The following is a 20,500-nucleotide window of genomic DNA, read 5'->3' as shown; positions in this document are numbered from 1 at the left end:
AATGGATGAAATTATACTGAAAACAAACAATCTCACAAAGTTTTACAGAAAAGTTGAAGCTGTTTCAAACATTAATATGACTATAAAAAAAGGAGAAATCTATGGTCTTATTGGAAATAATGGAGCAGGGAAGACTACATTAATTAAACTTATAACAGGGCTTTCAAAAAAAAGTAGTGGAAGTATAGAATTATTTGGTGAGCTTGAAGATAGAAAAATAGAAAAAGCAAGAAATAGAATTGGGGCCATAGTTGAAAGTCCAGGAGTATATTTAAATAAAAGTATATATGAAAATATGAATATATATAGAATGGAAAAAGGAATTGCTGGGAAAGAATGTATAGAAGATATATTAGAAAAAGTAGGAATTCTTTCTATAAAAAATAAGAAAGTCAAATCCGTATCTCTTGGGATGAAACAAAGATTAGGAATTGCTATGGCACTTTTAGGAGACCCTGAATTTTTGATTTTAGATGAACCTTTAAATGCAATAGATCCTACGGGAATAATTGAAATGCGTGAACTTTTAAAAAACCTAAATGAAGAAAAAGGGGTAACTATTTTAATATCTAGCCATATATTAGATGAACTTTCTAGATTAGCTACATCCTATGGCATAATTCATAAAGGAAAGCTTATAGAAGAATTAACATATAAAGAACTAAAAGATAAATGCAAAAATTTTATTCATATTAAAGTTGATAATACTTCAAAGGCAACAGTTATATTAAATAAAAAATTAAATACTAGTAATTTTGAAATTGATGGAAATAATGCTATAAAACTATATGATCATTTAGATATTATAGGAGAAATAGCTAAAATTTTAGTAGATGAAGGATTAGAACTCCAAGAGTTAATGATAAAAGGAGACAAGCTTGAAAACTATTTATCTAAATGTATAAAAGAATTTGAATCAGATAAACCACAATAAAATAAGGCATATGAAAATAAACAATATAAGTTAAATATCCTATCATACTGATTAGTTATTTATTTGAATGTGAATAAGAGTGAAATTAATTATAAGTTTATTAATTCTTATAGGTAGAAAGAAGGGGAGTAAAAGTGAGAAAATAAAATTATTAGTTCTCACTTAATTAATATGTTTAATTTATTAAAAGTTGAACTACATAAATTAAAAACATATAAGCTTTTTTATTTTATGATTTTTTTAGGAGTATTGCAAGCTGTTGTATTAGTAGGATTTTCAGATATATTTTTAGCAGAGAGTAAAGAAAGTATGTTAAACATTGCTTTTAACACACAAGAAGGTTTACCTAGTATTATTTTTATAGGAGTATTTGTAGGGGATTATATAGTAAAAGAGTTTACTTCAGGGTATATAAAGAATTTAATAACTTATGGGCATAGAAGATGCAATATATTTATTGCTAAAAGTTTAGTTATACTTTTAGCAGTTATGGTGTTTAGTTTAACAGGTCCTACTATACTTTTTATAAGAAGTTTTGTAGTTAGTAGGTATACAAATTCTTTTACTTTAGAAAGTATTATGTTTTTAATTAAATTTATTATAATTATATTATTTGTCCAAAGTGCTCGTGTAGCCATATCAATTTTATATAGCGTTTTGTTTAGAAATTCATATACTACAGTTATTTCTTTAATCTTAGGAATGTATTTTATTAATATAATAGTTGGATTTATTTCTACAAAGATTAGTTTTGTGAAAAAAATTTATAGTAATAGTATATATAATAGAATGCTTCAAACAATACAGCATAATATACCTTTAGCGGAATTATTAAATATAATATTATTTTGTTTAGTTCTTATAATTATTTGTACTAGTTTATCTATATATATATTTGAAAGAGTAGATATAAAATAAAAATCTATAAGAAAGTTGAGGAATAAATATGATATTTATAAATATAGTTCTTATAATAATTATTATAATTTTACTTTTTCAAAAGATGTATAGTAAAAGAGAAATAAAAAATATAACAAAACAACTTAAGTATATAAATGAGGGTAAGATAGATAACAAAGTTACTATAAGACTTATAAATAAAGAGATAGAAGAGTTAACTAAAAATATAAATAAATCTATAGATATAAGAAAGCAATGTGAAGAAAGAGAATTTAAATTGAAAAAACATTTAAAAAGAACTGTTGCTGATATGTCTCATGATTTAAGAACTCCTTTAACTTCTATAAAGGGATATATACAATTTTTGAAATTAGATGATTTAAAAGATAGTGAAAGAAAAGAATATATATCTATAGCAGAAGAGAGAGTAGGCGCTCTTGAAATATTAATAAATGATTTTTATGAGTTATCTCTTATAGATTCTATGGATTTTAAGATAGAATTAAAGAGATTAAATATAACTAAAATCTTAAAAGAGTGTATACTTTCTAGATATAATGATTTTAAGTACAGAGATTTAGAACCTAATATAGATTTATGCAAAGATTATCTATATATAGTAGCAGATGAAAAACTTATAAAGCGTGTAATTTCGAATTTATTACATAACACAATAAAGTATGCAAAAGATAGTTGCTTTATATCACTTAAAAGAGAAGATGATAAAGTGACTTTTAAGATTTCTAATAATGCAGAGAATATCACATTAAAAGATGTAGAGCATATATTTGATAGATTTTACATGGCAGATAAGACTAGGTCAGGTAAAGGAACAGGACTTGGACTTTCAATAGCAAAAAACTTAACTAAAAAAATGAAGGGAAGTATAGATGCTAGATTAAATGGAGATGTTTTAGAAATATCTTTAACATTTAAAGCAATGGATATTTAACTGTTAAAATTTTAAACATTAATGATATTAACATATTGTTTTTATATAATATATTAGTTTCATATGATACAGTATTTATATATATAAATATAAAATAATATTTTAGTAGAAAAAATCATATTTACTATAAATATAATAATTAGGTTAATTATTTATTTAACGGAGCAGAAATTCTAAAATTAATATTATTTATATAAAAGGTACTTAATTTAAAAACCTTTAGTTTTTAATTAAGTATCTTATTTTTATATATAAAATTAATGAATAAGGTATATATATTGAGCTATACTATTATAATTTGAATTATTGACAATATTTAATGTAAACATAAACATTTAAAATGAAATTTAACCTATTATATAATTCAGATTTTAAAACTATATAAAATTCAGAATTTTAATTGGAAAAAATATATATAAATAGAAATTAAAACTTTAACGTTAAAAAATATACCTATTTTAGAGTTATTTTTAAGTTATAAAAAAAATTTAAAAAATTTTTTAGTAAATATATAAAGTAAACTTTTACAATAGGCGGATTTGCAATAAATTTATAAAATTTACCATATTGTTAATAGATAAACTATTATTTTAATATTCTAAAAATTATGATAGCATTAAATTACAAAATAAATGGTTATACCAGTAGCCCAGGCGACCAGTTTTCATAATAATAATTTTATAAATTGGAGGGAAAAGATGAACAACTATGCACTATTTTTTATAGCCCTTATACCAATTGTATGGCTAATAGTTTCACTAGGAGTTTTAAAAATTAAAGGTCATATAACATGTACATTAACTTTAATAACTACTATAGTTCTAGCTATTCTAGTTTGGAAAATGCCAGTTAAAAATGCTTTTACTGCAACTTTTGAAGGAGTAGCATTAGCACTTTGGCCAATAATGATAGTTATCATTGCAGCAGTATTTACTTATAATCTATCACTACATACAAAAAGTATGGACATTATAAAAAAAGTTTTATCTAATATAACTACTGACAAAAGAATTTTAGTTTTGATAATTGCTTGGGGATTTGGCGGATTTTTAGAAGCAGTAGCAGGATATGGAACAGCAGTTGCTATACCAGCAAGTATTTTGGCAGCTATGGGATTCAATCCACTGTTTGCATCAGTAATATGTTTAATAGCAAATACAGTGCCAACAGCTTTTGGAGCTATAGGAATACCAATTTCAACTTTAGCAAAACTTACTGGACTTGATGTAAACCTTTTAAGCTATTATGCAGCTATTCAATTAGTTCTCTTTATAATATTAATAACATTTGTATTAGTAATGCTTACTACTAAAAGCATAAAAGGAGTTAAAGGAGTATTTTTAATAACTCTTGTATCAGGACTTAGTTTTGCCATTCCAGAACTTTTAGCAGCAAAATATACAGGAGCTGAACTTCCATCTTTAATAGGAAGTGTGTGTAGTATGGCAGCTACAGTATTTATGGCAAAAGTTTTTTATAAGAATACTTCAGACACACAAGAAAAAATGGACAAAGCCACTGTTTTAAAAGCTTGGACACCTTATATATTAATATTTATATTTATGATTTTAAGTAGTCAACTTTTCCCAAGTATAAGTAATACTTTAGGAAAAATAAAAACAAGTGTAAACATATATACAGGAGAAGGAGCCAAGCCTTATATATTTAAATGGATAGCAACTCCAGGTTCATTAATTATAATAGCAGCCTTTATAGGTGGAAAAATTCAAGGAGCTAAATTTAATGAGATATTTAGTGTTTTAATAAAAACAATAAAGCAAATGAGTAAATCAGCAATAACTGTTATAGCCATTGTATCTTTAGCAAAAGTTATGGGATATAGCGGAATGATAAATTCAATAGCAGAAGTTTTAGCAAGAATTACAGGAAGTTTTTATCCACTGATTGCTCCAGTTATAGGTGCTCTTGGAACTTTTGTAACAGGAAGTGACACCTCATCTAATGTATTGTTTGGAAAACTTCAAGTTGATGTAGCAAATTCAATAGGTGCAAATCCAACATGGCTTGCAGCTGCTAGTGCTACAGGAGCTACAGCAGGAAAAATGATATCACCACAAAGTATAGCCGTTGCAACTGCAGCAACTGGACTTGTAGGGCAAGAAGGAAAAATACTTAATAAAACAATAAAGTTTTGTATTGGATATGTAGTGCTTCTTGGAATATTAGTTTATATAGGTGGACAGTTCTTGTAACAGAATAGATTTAAAATCTTTAATAATAAAATTAAATTAAATGAAAAGTTATAAATATAGTTTTAAATATAAAATAATTAGAGTTCATTAGATCAAAGTTATAAAGTTTTATAATTTATACATTGCTATTATTAGAACTAATAAGAAGATGTAGTAATTGTAATAAATTATAAAACTAAATGGTCTTACCAGTAGTCCTTTATAAGATAGATAAAAAATAGAGTTAGTTATTTATAAATATAAAGTAAAGAATATACATTCACATAAATGGAGGTTTATTAATATGGAAATGATAGTATGTATTAAACAAGTACCTGGAACTAACAAAGTAGAAGTTGATCCAGTAACAGGAGTTTTAAAAAGAGACGGAATTGATTCAAAGATGAATCCTTATGACTTATTTGCACTTGAAACAGCACTTAAGATAAAAGAAGAAAAAGGTGGATCGGTTAAAGTTTTAAGTATGGGACCTCCTCAATCAAAAGAGGTTATAAGAGAAGCTTATATGATGGGAGCAGATGAAGGGATGCTTTTATCAGATAGAAAATTTGCAGGAGCAGATGTTTTAGCAACGTCATATACAATATCTCAAGGTGTTAGAAAATATGGAAAATATGATTTGATTATTTGTGGTAAACAAACAACAGATGGAGATACAGCACAAGTTGGACCAGAAATGGCAGAGTATTTAGATATACCACATATAGCAAATGTTACTGATATAGTAGAAATAAAAGAAAAATCTATAGTTATAAAAATGGATATGTCAAATAGCATGCAAGTTGTAGAAGTTAAGTATCCATGTCTTATAACAGTAGAAAAAGATATTTTTGAACCAAGACTTCCATCTTACAGAAGAAAATTAGAAACAGAAAATAAAGAAATAGAAGTTATAGGTTTAAAAGATTTTGAAGATAAAGATGAAAAGAAATATGGGTTAAATGGATCACCAACACAAGTTGAAAGAATATTCCCACCATCTCATGATAAAAAGCAAGAAGTATGGGAAGGAAATAGTGAAGATATATCAAATAAAATGACAGATAAATTAAAAGAACTTAAATTCGTTTAATAATTATAGGATTTTATAAAAATTGGAGGAGTAGCTATGGGAAAGTTAATAATAAATAAGGAAAAATTAAATGAAGAAGTTATAAAAGAGTTAGTAGGTATATGTCCGTTTGGAGCAATGGAAGAAAAAAATGGAGATTTAGATATAACAGCAGGATGTAAAATGTGTAGATTATGCGTTAAAAAAGGTCCTAAAGGAGTAGTTTCTTATATAGAAGATGAAGAAAAAGTTAAACTTGATAAAAGTAAATGGAAAGGCATAGCAGTTTACGTTGATCATGTAGATGGAGATATACACCCAGTTACATTAGAACTTATAGGAAAAGGGAAAGAACTTGCAAACAAAATAAATCACCCATTATGTTGTGTCTTTGTAGGCTACGGAATAAAAGAAAAAGCAGAAGAATTATTACATTATGGAGTAGATGAAGTATTTGTTTATGATTATAAAGAATTAAAAGATTTTAGAATAGAACCTTATACAAAAGCTATGGAAGATTTCATAAATAAAGTAAAACCATCATCTATATTAGTTGGAGCAACAACAATTGGAAGATCATTAGCTCCAAGAATTGCAGCAAGATTTAAAACAGGTCTTACAGCAGATTGTACTATATTAGATGTAAAAGAAAATACAGATTTAGATCAAATAAGACCAGCTTTTGGTGGTAATATAATGGCACATATTCATACTCCAAATAATAGACCACAACTTGCAACAGTAAGATATAAAGTTTTTGATGCACCAGAGGCAATAGTTGAAGTTGAAGGAAAAATAACAGTTTGTGAAATAGATGAGAATACTCTTAAATCGGATATAGAAGTTTTAGAAGTAATAGAAAAAGAAAAAGAAGAAAGCATATCAGAAGCAGAAGTTATAGTAGCAGTTGGAAGAGGAATAAAAAATGAAAAAGACATGGAAATGGTTAATGAACTTGCAAATCTTTTAGATGCTAAAATAGCAGGGACAAGACCACTTGTAGAATCAGGATGGATAGATGCTAAAAGACAAATAGGTTTGAGCGGAAGAACAGTAAAACCAAAACTTATAATTACACTTGGAATATCAGGAGCAATCCAATTTGTAGCAGGAATGAATAATTCAGATACTATTTTCGCTGTAAATAGTGATAAAGATGCAGCAATACTTAAAGTAGCAAATTATGCAGTAGTAGGAGATATATATGAAATAGTTCCAAAATTAATAGAAAAAATAAAAGAAAATAGAGGACTTATGGAAGCGGCAGTTGCTATAGAGGACTAGTAGATTAAGTTTATTTAAAATAGGAGGGTTAAGTTATGAGTAACTATAAAAAAATAGATGTTAAAGATATAGAATTTTTAAAGGGTGTAGTTTCAGATAAAAACATTTTTACAGGAGAAGATATAAGTGAAGATTATAGCCATGATGAATTAGGCGGAATAAGTAACTATCCAGAAGTTTTAGTTAAAGTTCATTCAACTAAAGAAGTTTCAAAGATAATGAAATATGCTCATGAAAATGTAATACCAATAGTTGCAAGAGGATCAGGTACAGGACTTGTAGGAGCATCAGTTCCACTTCATGGCGGTATAATGATAGATCTTACTGAAATGAATAAAATATTAGAACTTGATAAAGAAAATTTAACACTTACAGTAGAACCAGGGGTTTTACTTATGGAGATTGGAAAATATGTAGAAGATCAAGACTTTTTCTATCCACCAGATCCAGGTGAAAAGAGTGCTACAATAGGTGGTAACATAAGTACAAATGCTGGAGGGATGAGAGCAGTTAAATATGGAGTAACAAGAGACTATGTAAGAGGACTTGAAGTTGTACTTCCAAATGGAGAAATATTAAATCTTGGAGGAAAAGTTGTTAAAAATAGTTCAGGCTATAGTATAAAAGATTTAATAGTAGGTTCAGAAGGAACACTTGGAATTGTTACAAAAGCTATACTTAAATTATTACCATTACCTAAAAAATCAGTAAGTGTTTTAATACCTTTTGAAAATCTTGAAAAAGCAATAGATACAGTACCAAAGATTATAAAATCAAAAGCAATACCAACAGCAATAGAATTTATGGAAAGAGAAGTTATACTTGCAGCAGAAGAATTTTTAGGAAAGAAATTCCCAGATAACTCATCAGATGCTTACCTTTTATTAACTTTTGATGGTAATTCAAAAGCTCAAGTTGAAAATGACTATTCAAAAGTTGCGGACCTTTGTTTAAAAGAAGGAGCATTAGATGCCTTTATTGTTGATACAGACGAAAGAAAAGAAGCAGTTTGGTCTGCAAGAGGAGCATTTTTAGAGGCGATAAGTGCTACAACACCTGAAATGGATGAATGTGATGTTGTTGTTCCAAGAAACAATGTAGCAGAATTTATAAAATATACTCATAAGCTAGCAAAAGACTTTAATATTAGAATACCTAGTTTTGGACATGCAGGAGATGGAAATTTACACGTATATATTTGTAAAGATAAATTAGATAAAGAGGATTGGGAAACAAAACTAAAAGAAGTATTTGGATGTATGTATAAAAAATCAGAAGAATTAAAAGGATTAGTATCTGGAGAACATGGAATAGGATATGCTAAAAGAGAATTTATGTTTAATCAATATGGAGATGAATATATGATTCTTATGAAAAATATAAAATTAGCTTTTGATTCTAAGAATATCTTAAATCCAGGTAAAGTATGTCAGTAATATCTTAGTATATAAAATATTATATCTGAATGATTATAAATTAAGAAAACTATGGTTAAAATTAAAACACTTTAACTATAGTTTTCTTTTATTATTAAGACATTTATCAAATTCTTTATAAAATAATTAGATTGAATATAAATGGATTTATGGATAAAAGTTTATGTAAAATTGTATTAAGTATCTAATTTTAAGGATTTAAATTTTTGTTTAACATACATAGATAATAATAGTTTAACAAATATTAGTATATTATATCACTATGAATTTAGAGATGGATATTAAGCTAGGAGGATAATTATATTATAAATTAATAGTTATTTATGAGGATAGTTCTAATATTTTTAGCGTTTTATGCAGAAAATAGAAAGAATTTTGATTTTTATATATAATAAATTGTATAATTAGTTTAAGGATAAAAATATATTTATATATTAGAGAGGAGATAAAATTGTTTACTGAGATAAAATCAACAAGAATATATGAACAAGTTATTGATCAAATAAAAGAAATGGTTGTAACAGGAAAGCTAAGGAAGGGAGATAAACTTCCATCAGAAAGAGAACTTACATCAAAGCTAGGTGTTAGCAGATCCTCAATTAGAGAAGCTATTAGGGTTCTTGAAGTTATAGGAATAGTATCTTGTAAACAAGGAGACGGAAATTTTATAAGGACAGATTTTGAAAATATTTTATTTGAACCTTTATCTATTATGTTTTTATTAAATAAAAGTAGTGAAAGGGAAATATTTGAACTTAGAAGAGTAATAGAAGTAGAAACAGCAGGACTTGCAGCAAAAAATATTACTATCAAACAGCTTCAAGAAATTAGACTAATATTAGATGATATGGAAAAAACTGAAGATGAAGATTTAAAAATAAAATTAGATAAAAAATTTCATTACAAAATAGCAAAGGCTTCTAATAACTTTTTAATAGTTACAGTTTTAAATACAATATCTGAGCTTATAGATTCATTTATAAAAGATGCTAGGGCGAAAATTTTAGAGACTAGAAAAGAAAAAAATATAATTGAAACTCATCATGAAGAAATATATGATGGATTAGTAAACAGGGATAGTAAAAAATGTTCCGAAGCTATGAGAAAACATATGAAAATGATAAGTGAGTGTTTTATAGAAGAATAGTTTAAAGGTATTAATTAATTTACGAATATTGTAAACGTATAAAATAGGAACAGTTAAATTAGCTGTTTCTTTTTTTTATAAAATATCTATCATTTTTAAATTTTAACTATTAGTAATACTTATAAGTTTAAGTTTTACTATTCTTATTTGTTATTTAATCTATATGTTTATTCTACGAAAAAAATTTATATAAGAAGTGTAGTTATATAATTTTTTAATAAAGAAAGATAATTTAATATTTTATCTTAGAGGAGTGTACATATGAGAAATAATAAAGTAAGAATTTTGGTATTATGTTCAGTAGCTATAGCATTAAATATAATACTAGGTATTATAGCTAGTAGTTTGAAATTACCACTTTATTTAGATACAATTGGTACTATATTTATTGCAGTATATTTTGGACCTTTTTATGGAGCTACTGTAGGTGGAGCAACTAATTTAATTACAGGAATTATATTTAGTCCAAAAGATATACCTTTTTTAATAGTTAGTGTTGTAGCAGGATTAGTTGTTGGATTTATAAGCAAGAAATTTCAATTTAATTTTATAACAGCAACAATAACAGGTATAGTGTTAAGTATACTATGTCCATTGATAGGAACTCCTATTGGAATTTTCGTATATGGAGGACTTACAGGTACAGGATTGGATTTATTATTTGTGTGGTTAAAGGAAAGTGGAAATAGTATTTTTGTAGCTTCTTTTATTCCTAAAGCTATAAATAATTTATTAGATAAAATAGGCTCTTGTATTATTGTTTATTTTATTATTAAATCAATGCCAGATAGATATAAAATTAGGACTAAGAGAGGTAAAAGTGTAAATTACATTAGCTATCATTAGATTTTTTTAATTATGACCTTATTAAGTTTTGATTTCTTTATATTAAAGAAACCAAAACTTTTTTTATAAATTAATTAATTTAAAAATAATTAGATTAAAGATATATTTTTTGGTAAGAATTTCTTTGTTCTTGTAGTTTTTTTATTAATACATTAGAATATATAATTAAAGATAGTAATCTAATATGAAGAATCAGTATTCTGATATTCATTTAAATATTTTTAGAATGGATTATGAGAGAATTATATAAAACGAAGGAGTAATATATGTATAATAAATGGATAGATTTGTTGGTTAAGGTACCTCTATTTAAAACTATTGAAAAAGAAGAGCTAAGTAAAATATTAATGTGTTTAAGGCCTAAAAAAATCACATATAAAAAGAAAGATTTAGTTGCAATTTCCGGGGAAAAGTTTACTGGTATAGGTATAATTGTTGAGGGGGAAGTTATTATTACAAAAGAAACTCCTTCAGGTAATAGAGTGATGATGCAGAAATTTAAAAAAGGCGATTTATTTGGAGAAATGATAGCTTTTTCAAGTAAAGATAAATGGATAAATACAGTTGTTGCAGATAAAGAGGCTACTATTTTATTTTTAGAACCTTATAAAATTATAGGCAATTGTCCTAAGATGTGTATAGGACATAAAATTTTGATTCAAAATATGCTTAAAATAATCTCTAAAAAAGCTCTTATGTTAAATAAAAAAATAGATTATTTATCTATAAAAAGTATTAAAGGCAAAATAAGTGCTTATTTATTAGAGCAATCTAAAATTTTTAATAGAGATACCTTTACTATTTCTTTAAAACGTAGTGAACTTGCGGAATTTTTAAGTGTTTCAAGACCATCTTTATCAAGAGAACTTATAAATATGAAAGAAGATAAGTTGATTGATTTTTATAAAGCCTCTTTTAAGATATTAGATAAAAATAGTTTAAAGAATATATATGATGAAAGTTAGTATAATGAAACTAAGTATATGATAATTTAAAGAAAGTATTACAAAACTGTAAGAGGAAAATGCTGTGTTGTAAGCTCAATGAATTGTTTTTAAAATATTAAGGATATATAATATTATTAAAGATTGATTGAGGAGGTAACTAATGAAGAAGATATTATTAATTAGTATAGCTACAGCTATAGTAGGAGTTTCTCTTGCTTTCAAAAGAAAAAATATAAGAAAAAAAGCTTAAAAAATATTTTGAATAGTATATATGATTTATATAAAATAGTAAAATGAACTTTAAAAGTTTATTTTGCTATTTTTTTTATTAGGCAAATTATAAGTTCTATTAAGAAATATATTAGGTTAAAATAGCTAGAATCAACGGATAAGAAATTTATATAAAATTATACTATATGCATTTATAATTTCTGTATTTATAATTCAGTTTTTGGTAACTTAGGATACGGAAAAAGAATAGATAAAAATTTATAATTAAAGCATGATATTGAAAAAAGAAAAAATTAACATATAAATTTTAGTGAAATTACACACAATAACAAATGAGGAGGAACAATAATGAGTAATAAGTATTTTGATTTTAAAGATACACTATATGATATAACAAGCAAATATAGTGAAGCTATAGATTTATTATATGACCTAGGACTTCAATATATAAAAGATGAAAAGAAAAGAGAAACTTTAGGGAAAAGTATAAGTCTTGAAATGGCTCTTAATATGAAAAAAATTGATAAAGAGTATTTTGAAGATGAATTGATAAAAAAAATAAAAGAGAATAAAACTTATGATGTAACTATTAAGGGGATACTCCCTTGTCCTGTAAGAATTCCTTTAGTGGATGCTTTTGAAGAATTTTTAAAAGATAAAGAAGATTTAAAAGAAAAAATAAGTTATGAACTTAAAGCAGCTTCTATGGGAGTAGATTGGCTTGTAGAATGTTTTGAAAAATCTGATGGTTATAAAGATCTTCCAGATTTATTTATATCAGCTGGATTTGATTTATTCTTTGATAAAAACCTTATGGGACAATATAAATCTGAATTTGAGGATTTTACTTTAATAGAAAACTATAATAAAGATTTTGAAAATGATTATATAAAGTTAAAAGATCCAGATAATGAATATAGTATGTTAGGCGTTGTACCAGCAGTATTTTTAGTTAACAAAGAAGAACTTGGTGATATTGAAATTCCAACATCTTGGAAAGATTTATTTAAAGATGAATTTAAAAATAAAGTTAGTTTACCTATAGGTGATTTTGATTTATTTAATGCTATATTACTAAACATTTATAAAACTTATGGAACTTTAGGTGTTGAAAAATTAGGTGAAAGTCTTTTAACTAGTATGCATCCATCACAGATGGTTAAATCTCATAAAAGAAAAACAGAAAAACCTATAGTTACAATAATGCCGTACTTTTTTACAAAAATGGTAAATGAAAATGGACCAATGGCTTTTGTTTGGCCGAAAGATGGTGCAATAATAAGTCCAATATTTATGTTAAGCAAAAAGGATAAGAAAGAAAAACTAAAACCAATAGTAGATTTTTTCTCATCAAAAAAGGTAGGAGAGATTTTAGCTCATAATGGTAAATTTCCTAGTATACACCCTGATGTAGATAATAGAATTCCAAAAGAAAATAAATATATGTTTTTAGGATGGGATTATATAAAAAATAATGATATAAAAGATATTTTAGATAAATGTGAAAAAATGTTTTATAAAGGAATTAAGGAGGAATAGATATGAATTTAGTAACAGTATCAGGACCACCATCCTCTGGTAAAACAGCAGTTATTTTAAAAATGATAAATGCACTTTCTAAAAGAGGAATATCTGTTGGAGTAGTAAAATTTGATTGCTTATACACAGATGATGATGTTTTATATGAAAAAGCAAATATACCAGTAAAAAAAGGATTGTCAGGATCCCTATGTCCAGATCACTATTTTGTAAGTAATATACAGGAAGTTGTAAGATGGGGAAAAGAAAAAAAATTAGATTTATTAATAACTGAAAGCGCTGGACTTTGTAATAGATGCGCCCCTTATATAAAAGATATAAAAGCTATTTGTGTTATAGATAATTTAAGTGGTATAAATACTCCTAAAAAAATAGGACCAATGATTAAAACAGCAGATATTGTAGTTATAACTAAAGGAGATATAGTATCACAAGCAGAAAGAGAAGTGTTTGCATCAAGAGTAAGATTTGTAAATCCTAGGGCTATAACTATGAATATAAATGGATTAACTGGTCAGGGAGCCTATGAATTAAGTAAAATTGTTTATGATGAAAAAGAAAATATAGATACAGTAAAAGGATTAAAATTAAGATTTTCTATGCCTTCTGCTCTTTGTTCTTATTGTTTAGGAGAAACTCGTATAGGAGAAGAATATCAAATGGGTAACGTTAGAAAGATGAAATAATAAAGTGAGGTAGAGTAGATGATTAGTAATGATAGATTAAAGAAGATGCCACTTCAAAAAATAAAAGAAAAATTTCCTTTTTCTGAAACTTTTTTTGAAAATAATGGATTGGATATAAAAGGATTCGAAACTAAAACATTTATAGAATATTTACAAAATTTTAGTGAAGAAGAAAGAGAAGAATTAGCTATAGATACTCATAAATTAGAGGATGATTTTATAGATTACATGGAGCAAATGATTGAATTTATGGGTATAGAAGATAAAGATACAATAGATTCTTTAACTATACTTCCAGGTAAAAATAAATCAGGGGAAGGAGAAACCTTTGGTGAATTTACTATTAATAAAAGTGAAATAGTAGCTATAGTAGGTCCAACAGGTTCAGGGAAAAGTAGATTGCTTGCAGATATTGAATGGACTGCAAACAAAGATACACCAACAGACAGAACTATTTTAATAAATGGAGAAATTAAAGATAAAGATTATACCAGTTATTCTTATAATTCTTTAGTTGCACAGCTATCTCAAAATATGAATTTTGTTATGGATCTTTCGGTAAAAGATTTTTTAAGTCTTCATGCTAAAAGTAGGATGGTAGAAGATAGAGAAACTGTTATAGAAAAAATAATAGATGCTGCAAACAATTTAGCAGGAGAAAAATTTGATTTAAATACTCAAATTACAAGTTTAAGTGGAGGTCAATCAAGAGCCCTTATGATAGCAGATACTGCTATTTTAAGTTCTTCACCTATAGTTTTAATAGATGAAATTGAAAATGCAGGTATAGATAGAAAAAAAGCATTAGATCTTTTAGTTAGTGAAGAAAAAATCGTTCTTATGGCAACCCACGATCCTAGTTTAGCTTTGATTGCAGATAAAAGAATTGTAATTAGAAATGGTGGTATTTATAGAGTTATACAAACAGATTCTAAGGAAAAACAGATTTTAAAAGAACTTGAAAAAATGGATAAAAAAATAAACGGTTTAAGAGCTAAATTAAGAAAAGGTGAAATTCTAGAAAATTTATAATTTTACCTTAAACTGATTAAAAAATTAAAATTTAAAAATTTATTTTATATAAATAGTTAAAATTATTTCTTTATTAGACAAGCTAGTACTTAATCTTAATATAAATATTATTGTTAAACTTTTCAATTTGAATTCATGAATTGAAAACAGTTTTTGATTTTTATGAGTTTAGCTTGCTAATAAATCTAAATAAATTTAAACAAAAGAAAAGGAGTGTTAAAAATGCACGAAGGATGTTCAGGAAGTTTTGAAAATGGTAAAGAAATAGTGGATAAGCTAAGAATGATGGGATTTTCAGATCAATCAATGCCTGTCCCAGTAACTATAAAATGTGAAGAGTGTGGAGAAGAATTCTTAATGGATACATTTGAATTTAAGTGTCCTAAATGTTTTATGGTATATGGGGTAACTCCATGCCACGCCTTTGATAAGGAAAATATTAAATCAGCAGGAATTGACTATTAAGATTTAAATTTTGCGTAACTTAGGATACGGAAAAGATAAAGAAAATGATGTACTATTGTATCAACAGCTAAAGAAAAAATATAAATAAAAATTAATTTTAAATAACAAAAGATAAACTAACTTATATGTGGCCGCATATTAGATTTATAAAGTGTAATAAAAAACAAATGATGAAGTTTTAAAATTTAAGGAGGAAATACAAAATGGGAATGTTTTGCTATCAATGTCAAGAAGCTTTAAAAGGTAAAGGATGTACTTTAAGAGGCGTTTGCGGAAAATCAGAGGGTACCGCAAAACTTCAAGATCTTATGATATATACATTAAAGGGAATTGCACAAGTTACAGAGGAATTAAAAAAAGTAGGTAAAGAAACAAGAGAAGCAGATAGTTTTGTTATGAATGGACTTTTTATGACAATTACAAATGCAAATTTTGATGATGCTGCATTTATTAATAAAATAAAAGAAGGATTAGTTTTAAGAGAAAGTTTGAAATCAAACTTAGAAGTTGAACTTAGAGATTCAGAGGACAAGCCTAGTTTTTTACAAAATTTAAAAGACAAATTAAGTGGTAAAGAAGTGAAAAATGTTCACGATGCACTTATATGGACTGCAGAAAGTGATGAAGAAATATTAAAGAAAGCTAAATCTAAAGAAGTTGGAGTTTTAGCTACTGAAAATGAAGATATTCGTTCTTTAAGAGAACTTATTACTTATGGATTAAAGGGAATGGCTGCATATGCTGTGCATGCACATAATCTTAATAAAGACAGTAAAGAAGTAAATGATTTTATGATGGAAACTTTAGCATCTTTATTAGATGATACTTTAACAGTAGATGATTTAGTCTCTTTAACTTTAGAATGTGGAAAATATGGAGTAGATGTTATGGCTCTTTTAGATGAAGCTAATACTAAAACATATGGTAATCCAGAAATTACAGAAGTTAATATTGGAGTAAGAAAAAATAAAGCTATATTAATAACTGGTCATGATTTGAAAGATTTAGAAGAATTATTAAAACAAACAAAAGGAACAGGAGTAGATGTTTATACTCATGGAGAAATGCTTCCAGCTCACTACTATCCTGAGTTTAAAAAATATGATCATTTTGCAGGAAACTACGGAAATGCATGGTGGAAACAAAATGAAGAATTTGAATCATTTAATGGACCAATAGTATTTACAACTAATTGCTTAGTACCGCCTAAAAATAGCTACAAAGATAAAGTTTATACAACTGGTGTAGTTGGATTTGAAGGATGCAAACATATAGAAGAAAAAGAAGATGGAACTAAAGATTTTACACAAATAATAGAGCATGCAAAAAGATTAGATGCTCCAAAAGAGATAGAAACAGGAACTATAGTAGGTGGATTTGCTCATGCACAAGTATTCAAATTAGCTGATAAAGTAGTTGAAGCTGTAAAATCTGGAGCAATCAAAAAATTCTTTGTAATGGCAGGATGCGATGGAAGACATAAGGAAAGATCTTATTATGAAGATTTTGCAAAGAAACTTCCAAAAGATACTGTTATATTAACAGCAGGTTGTGCAAAATATCGTTATAATAAATTAAACTTAGGGGATATAGGTGGTATTCCACGTGTGTTAGATGCAGGTCAATGTAATGATTCATATTCACTTGCAGTTATAGCTTTAAAATTAAAAGAAGTATTTGAGTTATCTGATATAAATGAATTACCAATAGCTTATAATATAGCATGGTATGAGCAAAAAGCTGTTATAGTATTACTTGCTTTATTACACTTAGGAGTTAAAAATATTAAATTAGGACCAACACTTCCAGCATTTTTATCACCAAATGTTGCGAATGTTTTAGTTGAAAACTTTGGCATAAATCCAATCACAAATGTAGATGATGATATGGAACAATTTTTAGGATAAGATTAAGATATATGTAGGATATATTATTAATAATATGATTAATATGTAATTTAACACAATTTATTTTAAATAATACATTAATGAAAAATTAATTAAGCCATCTATTATTTATAAGATGTAACATAAGTTGCAAACTTAGTAAATAATAGATGGCTTTAATTGTAATTTAGTTTAAGTATATATTTTTTATTTTTTCTTAGAATATATATTTACAACAACTTTACCGTTTTTAGCATACGATTCTATATATATAGGGTATGAATAAGTATTTTTAAATTTATAATCTATACTTCCAAAGGCAATTGCTACATCTCTTCCTTTTTTAGCATAGTATACAGGCAAGGAATGACTAATTCTTTCTATTGATTCTAAATTAGCTTTATCAACAGCAGTAAATAATGTTGTTGATACTTGACATATTCCTCCGCCCATTCCAGGTACGAATTGATTATTTACAATAATAGGAGCGTTTTTATATCCTTTATCAGCAGTAGTATTTCCAACTATATTATTAAAGCTAAATATATCTGCTGGCATTAGTAGTGTACCATTTATTGCTTTAGCAGCTAATTTAAGATTAGTTGCTCTTTCAGGAGTTGATTCTGAATCTGAACCATCATCTTTATAGTTTGTAGAGTGAGTTGCTATTTTAGTATCTATTTCAGAAAGTTTATCTGCTGTAATTCTTGGCTTAGTTTCATTAATCACTAAAGGTTTAGTTATGTTATTAAGATTTTTTGAAGTAATAAGAGCAATTATTTTTTCTCTTGATTTTTCCTTATTTAGTGTTTTGCCATTTTGTTCATTTATAATTTTAATCTTTCCTTTATTTAAAGTTACAGATGCATCTTTAGGATTAGATTTTATACTTTTACTAATTTTAGAAAGAAAAGAATCTATATTTTTTTCATCATATTTAAAGTCTAATTTAAAATTCTTTTCTTTATGGTTTATAAGGTAATATTTTTTTATGTAACTTAGATTTTTACCATAATTAAAAGCATTATCGATTACTTTATTTATATTGGTAGAAGGGTTTAACTGAGAGTACTTTAATGTATATATTTTATTGCCATCTTTAAGATTGATTTTTTTGTTCAATAACTTATTACAGTAATTTTCATTAATTAATTTTGAGGCTTCCTTTTTAGTTTTTCCAGATACATTTATTCCTTCTATAGATACTTTAGGATATATTAGATTATCAAACTTCTTTATTTTTAAGTATTGATAGGTTACAAATCCAATAAATATAAATAACAATAGAGAAATTATTATTATATTAGTATTAGTTAGATTTTTTTTAGTAAGTTTTTTGTAGTTTATTATTTTATTGTTCAATTTGTTCCCCCTATGTGTCTATTAAAACTGTTTTTGATATAGATAGTTTTATTTTTTATTAAGTAAGTTATAACTTAAAAAAATTTATTATCCTAAAGCAGTTAATTTACTGTATAACTTATTTATATTACATTGTATAATCTAAGTTTATAGTTTTTATGTTTAAGTTTAAAATAAAGAGTAGATTGAATTTATATAGTATATAATTCTATTTTCCACTGGAATAAATATTAAATGTAACTTGTCCATTTTTAGTAATAGCTTCTATATATACAGGGCTTGAAAGTGTATTTTTAAATTTATAATCTAAAGACCCAAAGGCAATTGTAGCATCTCTTCCTTTTGGAACATAGTGCACTTCTAAAGAATGATTATGTCTTTCAGTTGATTTTAAATTAGTAGTATCAACTGCGTTAAACAATGTAGTTGATACTTGGCATACTCCTCCACCAAAGCCAGGTACTAATTTATTGTTTATAATAACGGGAGCTTCTTTATAACCTTTATCACCAGTAGTATCTCCTACAGTATCATTAAAACTAAAAACATCTCCAGGCATTAATAAAGTACCATTTACAGCTTTAGTTGCTAGTTCAACGTTAGTTTTTCTTCCAGATTGTGAACCTGAATAATCAGTAGAATAAGTTCCTATTTTAGTATTTACTAAAGAAAGCTTATCTTCTGTAATTTCTGGATTGATTGTGTTTATAACTGCAATCTTAGTAACATCATTGAAGTTTTCAGCAGTAATAGTAGAAATAATATCTTTTTGCAGTTTATCTTTATTTAGTCTTTTACCATTTGTACCAGGTGTAATTGTAAAGCTTCCATTGTTTAAGGATAGAGATGCATTTACAGGATTAACTTTTACATCTTTATCAATGTTAGATACAAAAGAGTCTATAGCTTTTTTATCATATTCAAATTTTAAATCAAATTTCTTACCTTTTTTATCATTTATAATATTGTATTTTTCAAATAGATTTAAGTTTTTACCATAAGAAAAAGCATCTGTTATCATTTTATCTAAATTACTAGTAGAGTTTAATTTTGAGTACTTTAAAGTATAGGTTTTGTCATTAACTTTTACATTGATTTTTTTATTAAGTATTTTATTCCAGTATTTTTCTTCAATTAGTTTTTTAGATTGTTCTTTAGTTTTTCCAGATAAGTCTATTCCTTCTATAGATACCCCAGGATATATTAGATTATCGAAACTTTTTACTTTAGAGTATCTATGAATTAGAAATCCACCTAATATAGATAATACTAATAAAAAAAATATTATTGCACAAATTTTAAATGTTTTTTTAGGATTTTTTTTGTCTACTTGTACTGTTTTATTTTCCAATTTATACCTCCTGTTTTAAGACTATAGGTATTATATATTAATATAATAATTTTACAAAATATATATAAATAACTTAGTCTTAACCTTTTTTCTACATTTAATTATACTATATGATTTTAGATAAAATATAATATTATTACATTTTTAATTTTTTTTTAATTAATTTTAATAATTATTTATATTTTAAAAATTAATGTAATCATATTTTATCAAATAAATTTCTACAAAATTTAAAATA

At 25.8% G+C, this 20,500-nt stretch carries 17 protein-coding genes; 15 read left to right on the top strand and 2 right to left on the bottom strand.

Features of this window, described 5'->3' with window-relative positions; genetic code table 11:
- Window position 1: 1 nt before the first annotated feature.
- From ABDZ71_RS06755 to hcp, 15 genes are all read left to right on the top strand, one after another.
- Window positions 2–934, top strand: coding sequence for an ABC transporter ATP-binding protein (locus ABDZ71_RS06755; RefSeq protein ID WP_343760152.1), 933 nt, complete (start codon window positions 2–4; stop codon window positions 932–934).
- 171 nt (window positions 935–1,105) lie between these two features.
- Complete coding sequence (locus ABDZ71_RS06750) at window positions 1,106–1,852, top strand: ABC transporter permease (RefSeq protein WP_343760150.1); 747 nt, start codon at window positions 1,106–1,108, stop codon at window positions 1,850–1,852.
- 28 nt (window positions 1,853–1,880) lie between these two features.
- Window positions 1,881–2,786: a sensor histidine kinase gene (locus ABDZ71_RS06745; protein WP_343760148.1), complete on the top strand. Its 906-nt coding sequence runs from the start codon at window positions 1,881–1,883 to the stop codon at window positions 2,784–2,786.
- Between the two features lie 698 nt (window positions 2,787–3,484).
- A complete protein-coding gene (locus ABDZ71_RS06740) occupies window positions 3,485–4,999 on the top strand; it encodes an L-lactate permease (RefSeq protein WP_343760146.1) in 1,515 nt (504 codons plus the stop codon).
- 283 nt (window positions 5,000–5,282) lie between these two features.
- Window positions 5,283–6,071: an electron transfer flavoprotein subunit beta/FixA family protein gene (locus ABDZ71_RS06735; protein ID WP_343760143.1), complete on the top strand. Its 789-nt coding sequence runs from the start codon at window positions 5,283–5,285 to the stop codon at window positions 6,069–6,071.
- A gap of 36 nt (window positions 6,072–6,107) precedes the next feature.
- Window positions 6,108–7,334, top strand: coding sequence for an electron transfer flavoprotein subunit alpha/FixB family protein (locus tag ABDZ71_RS06730; RefSeq protein ID WP_343760141.1), 1,227 nt, complete (start codon window positions 6,108–6,110; stop codon window positions 7,332–7,334).
- Window positions 7,335–7,369: 35 nt separating this feature from the next.
- The gene (locus tag ABDZ71_RS06725; protein ID WP_343760139.1) at window positions 7,370–8,770 is read left to right on the top strand and encodes an FAD-binding oxidoreductase; all 1,401 of its coding nucleotides are present in this window, start codon (window positions 7,370–7,372) and stop codon (window positions 8,768–8,770) included.
- A 451-nt stretch (window positions 8,771–9,221) separates the two neighbouring features.
- Window positions 9,222–9,917 (top strand): FadR/GntR family transcriptional regulator, encoded by a 696-nt coding sequence (locus tag ABDZ71_RS06720; RefSeq protein WP_343760136.1) that lies wholly within the window; start codon window positions 9,222–9,224, stop codon window positions 9,915–9,917.
- Window positions 9,918–10,178: 261 nt separating this feature from the next.
- The gene (locus tag ABDZ71_RS06715) at window positions 10,179–10,763 is read left to right on the top strand and encodes a CD3073 family putative ECF transporter S component (RefSeq protein WP_343760134.1); all 585 of its coding nucleotides are present in this window, start codon (window positions 10,179–10,181) and stop codon (window positions 10,761–10,763) included.
- A gap of 266 nt (window positions 10,764–11,029) precedes the next feature.
- A complete protein-coding gene (locus ABDZ71_RS06710; protein ID WP_343760132.1) occupies window positions 11,030–11,728 on the top strand; it encodes a Crp/Fnr family transcriptional regulator in 699 nt (232 codons plus the stop codon).
- Window positions 11,729–12,289: 561 nt separating this feature from the next.
- Window positions 12,290–13,480 (top strand): ABC transporter substrate-binding protein, encoded by a 1,191-nt coding sequence (locus ABDZ71_RS06705; RefSeq protein ID WP_343760130.1) that lies wholly within the window; start codon window positions 12,290–12,292, stop codon window positions 13,478–13,480.
- 2 nt (window positions 13,481–13,482) lie between these two features.
- Entirely contained in the window at window positions 13,483–14,166 is a 684-nt protein-coding gene (locus ABDZ71_RS06700) for a GTP-binding protein (protein ID WP_343760128.1), read from the top strand.
- Window positions 14,167–14,184: 18 nt separating this feature from the next.
- Window positions 14,185–15,198, top strand: a complete 1,014-nt coding sequence (locus tag ABDZ71_RS06695) for an ATP-binding cassette domain-containing protein (protein ID WP_343760126.1) — start codon at window positions 14,185–14,187, stop codon at window positions 15,196–15,198.
- Window positions 15,199–15,420: 222 nt separating this feature from the next.
- Entirely contained in the window at window positions 15,421–15,663 is a 243-nt protein-coding gene (locus ABDZ71_RS06690; RefSeq protein ID WP_343760124.1) for a hypothetical protein, read from the top strand.
- A 203-nt stretch (window positions 15,664–15,866) separates the two neighbouring features.
- Window positions 15,867–17,570 carry a hydroxylamine reductase gene (gene hcp / locus ABDZ71_RS06685; protein WP_343760122.1) on the top strand — a complete coding sequence of 568 codons (1,704 nt, stop codon included), beginning with the start codon at window positions 15,867–15,869 and terminating at the stop codon, window positions 17,568–17,570.
- Window positions 17,571–17,756: 186 nt separating this feature from the next.
- Here the strand turns inward: hcp and ABDZ71_RS06680 are convergent, their stop codons facing one another.
- Window positions 17,757–18,911 (bottom strand): VanW family protein, encoded by a 1,155-nt coding sequence (locus ABDZ71_RS06680; RefSeq protein ID WP_343760120.1) that lies wholly within the window; start codon window positions 18,909–18,911, stop codon window positions 17,757–17,759.
- Between the two features lie 208 nt (window positions 18,912–19,119).
- Window positions 19,120–20,262 (bottom strand): VanW family protein, encoded by a 1,143-nt coding sequence (locus tag ABDZ71_RS06675; RefSeq protein ID WP_343760118.1) that lies wholly within the window; start codon window positions 20,260–20,262, stop codon window positions 19,120–19,122.
- Window positions 20,263–20,500 lie beyond the last annotated feature (238 nt).

Source organism: Clostridium oceanicum (genome assembly GCF_039521385.1).
Classification (GTDB): domain Bacteria; phylum Bacillota; class Clostridia; order Clostridiales; family Clostridiaceae; genus Clostridium_F; species Clostridium_F oceanicum.
The sequence above is the reverse complement of the archived record's forward strand: the minus strand, read 5'-3'. Positions and strand labels throughout refer to the sequence as shown.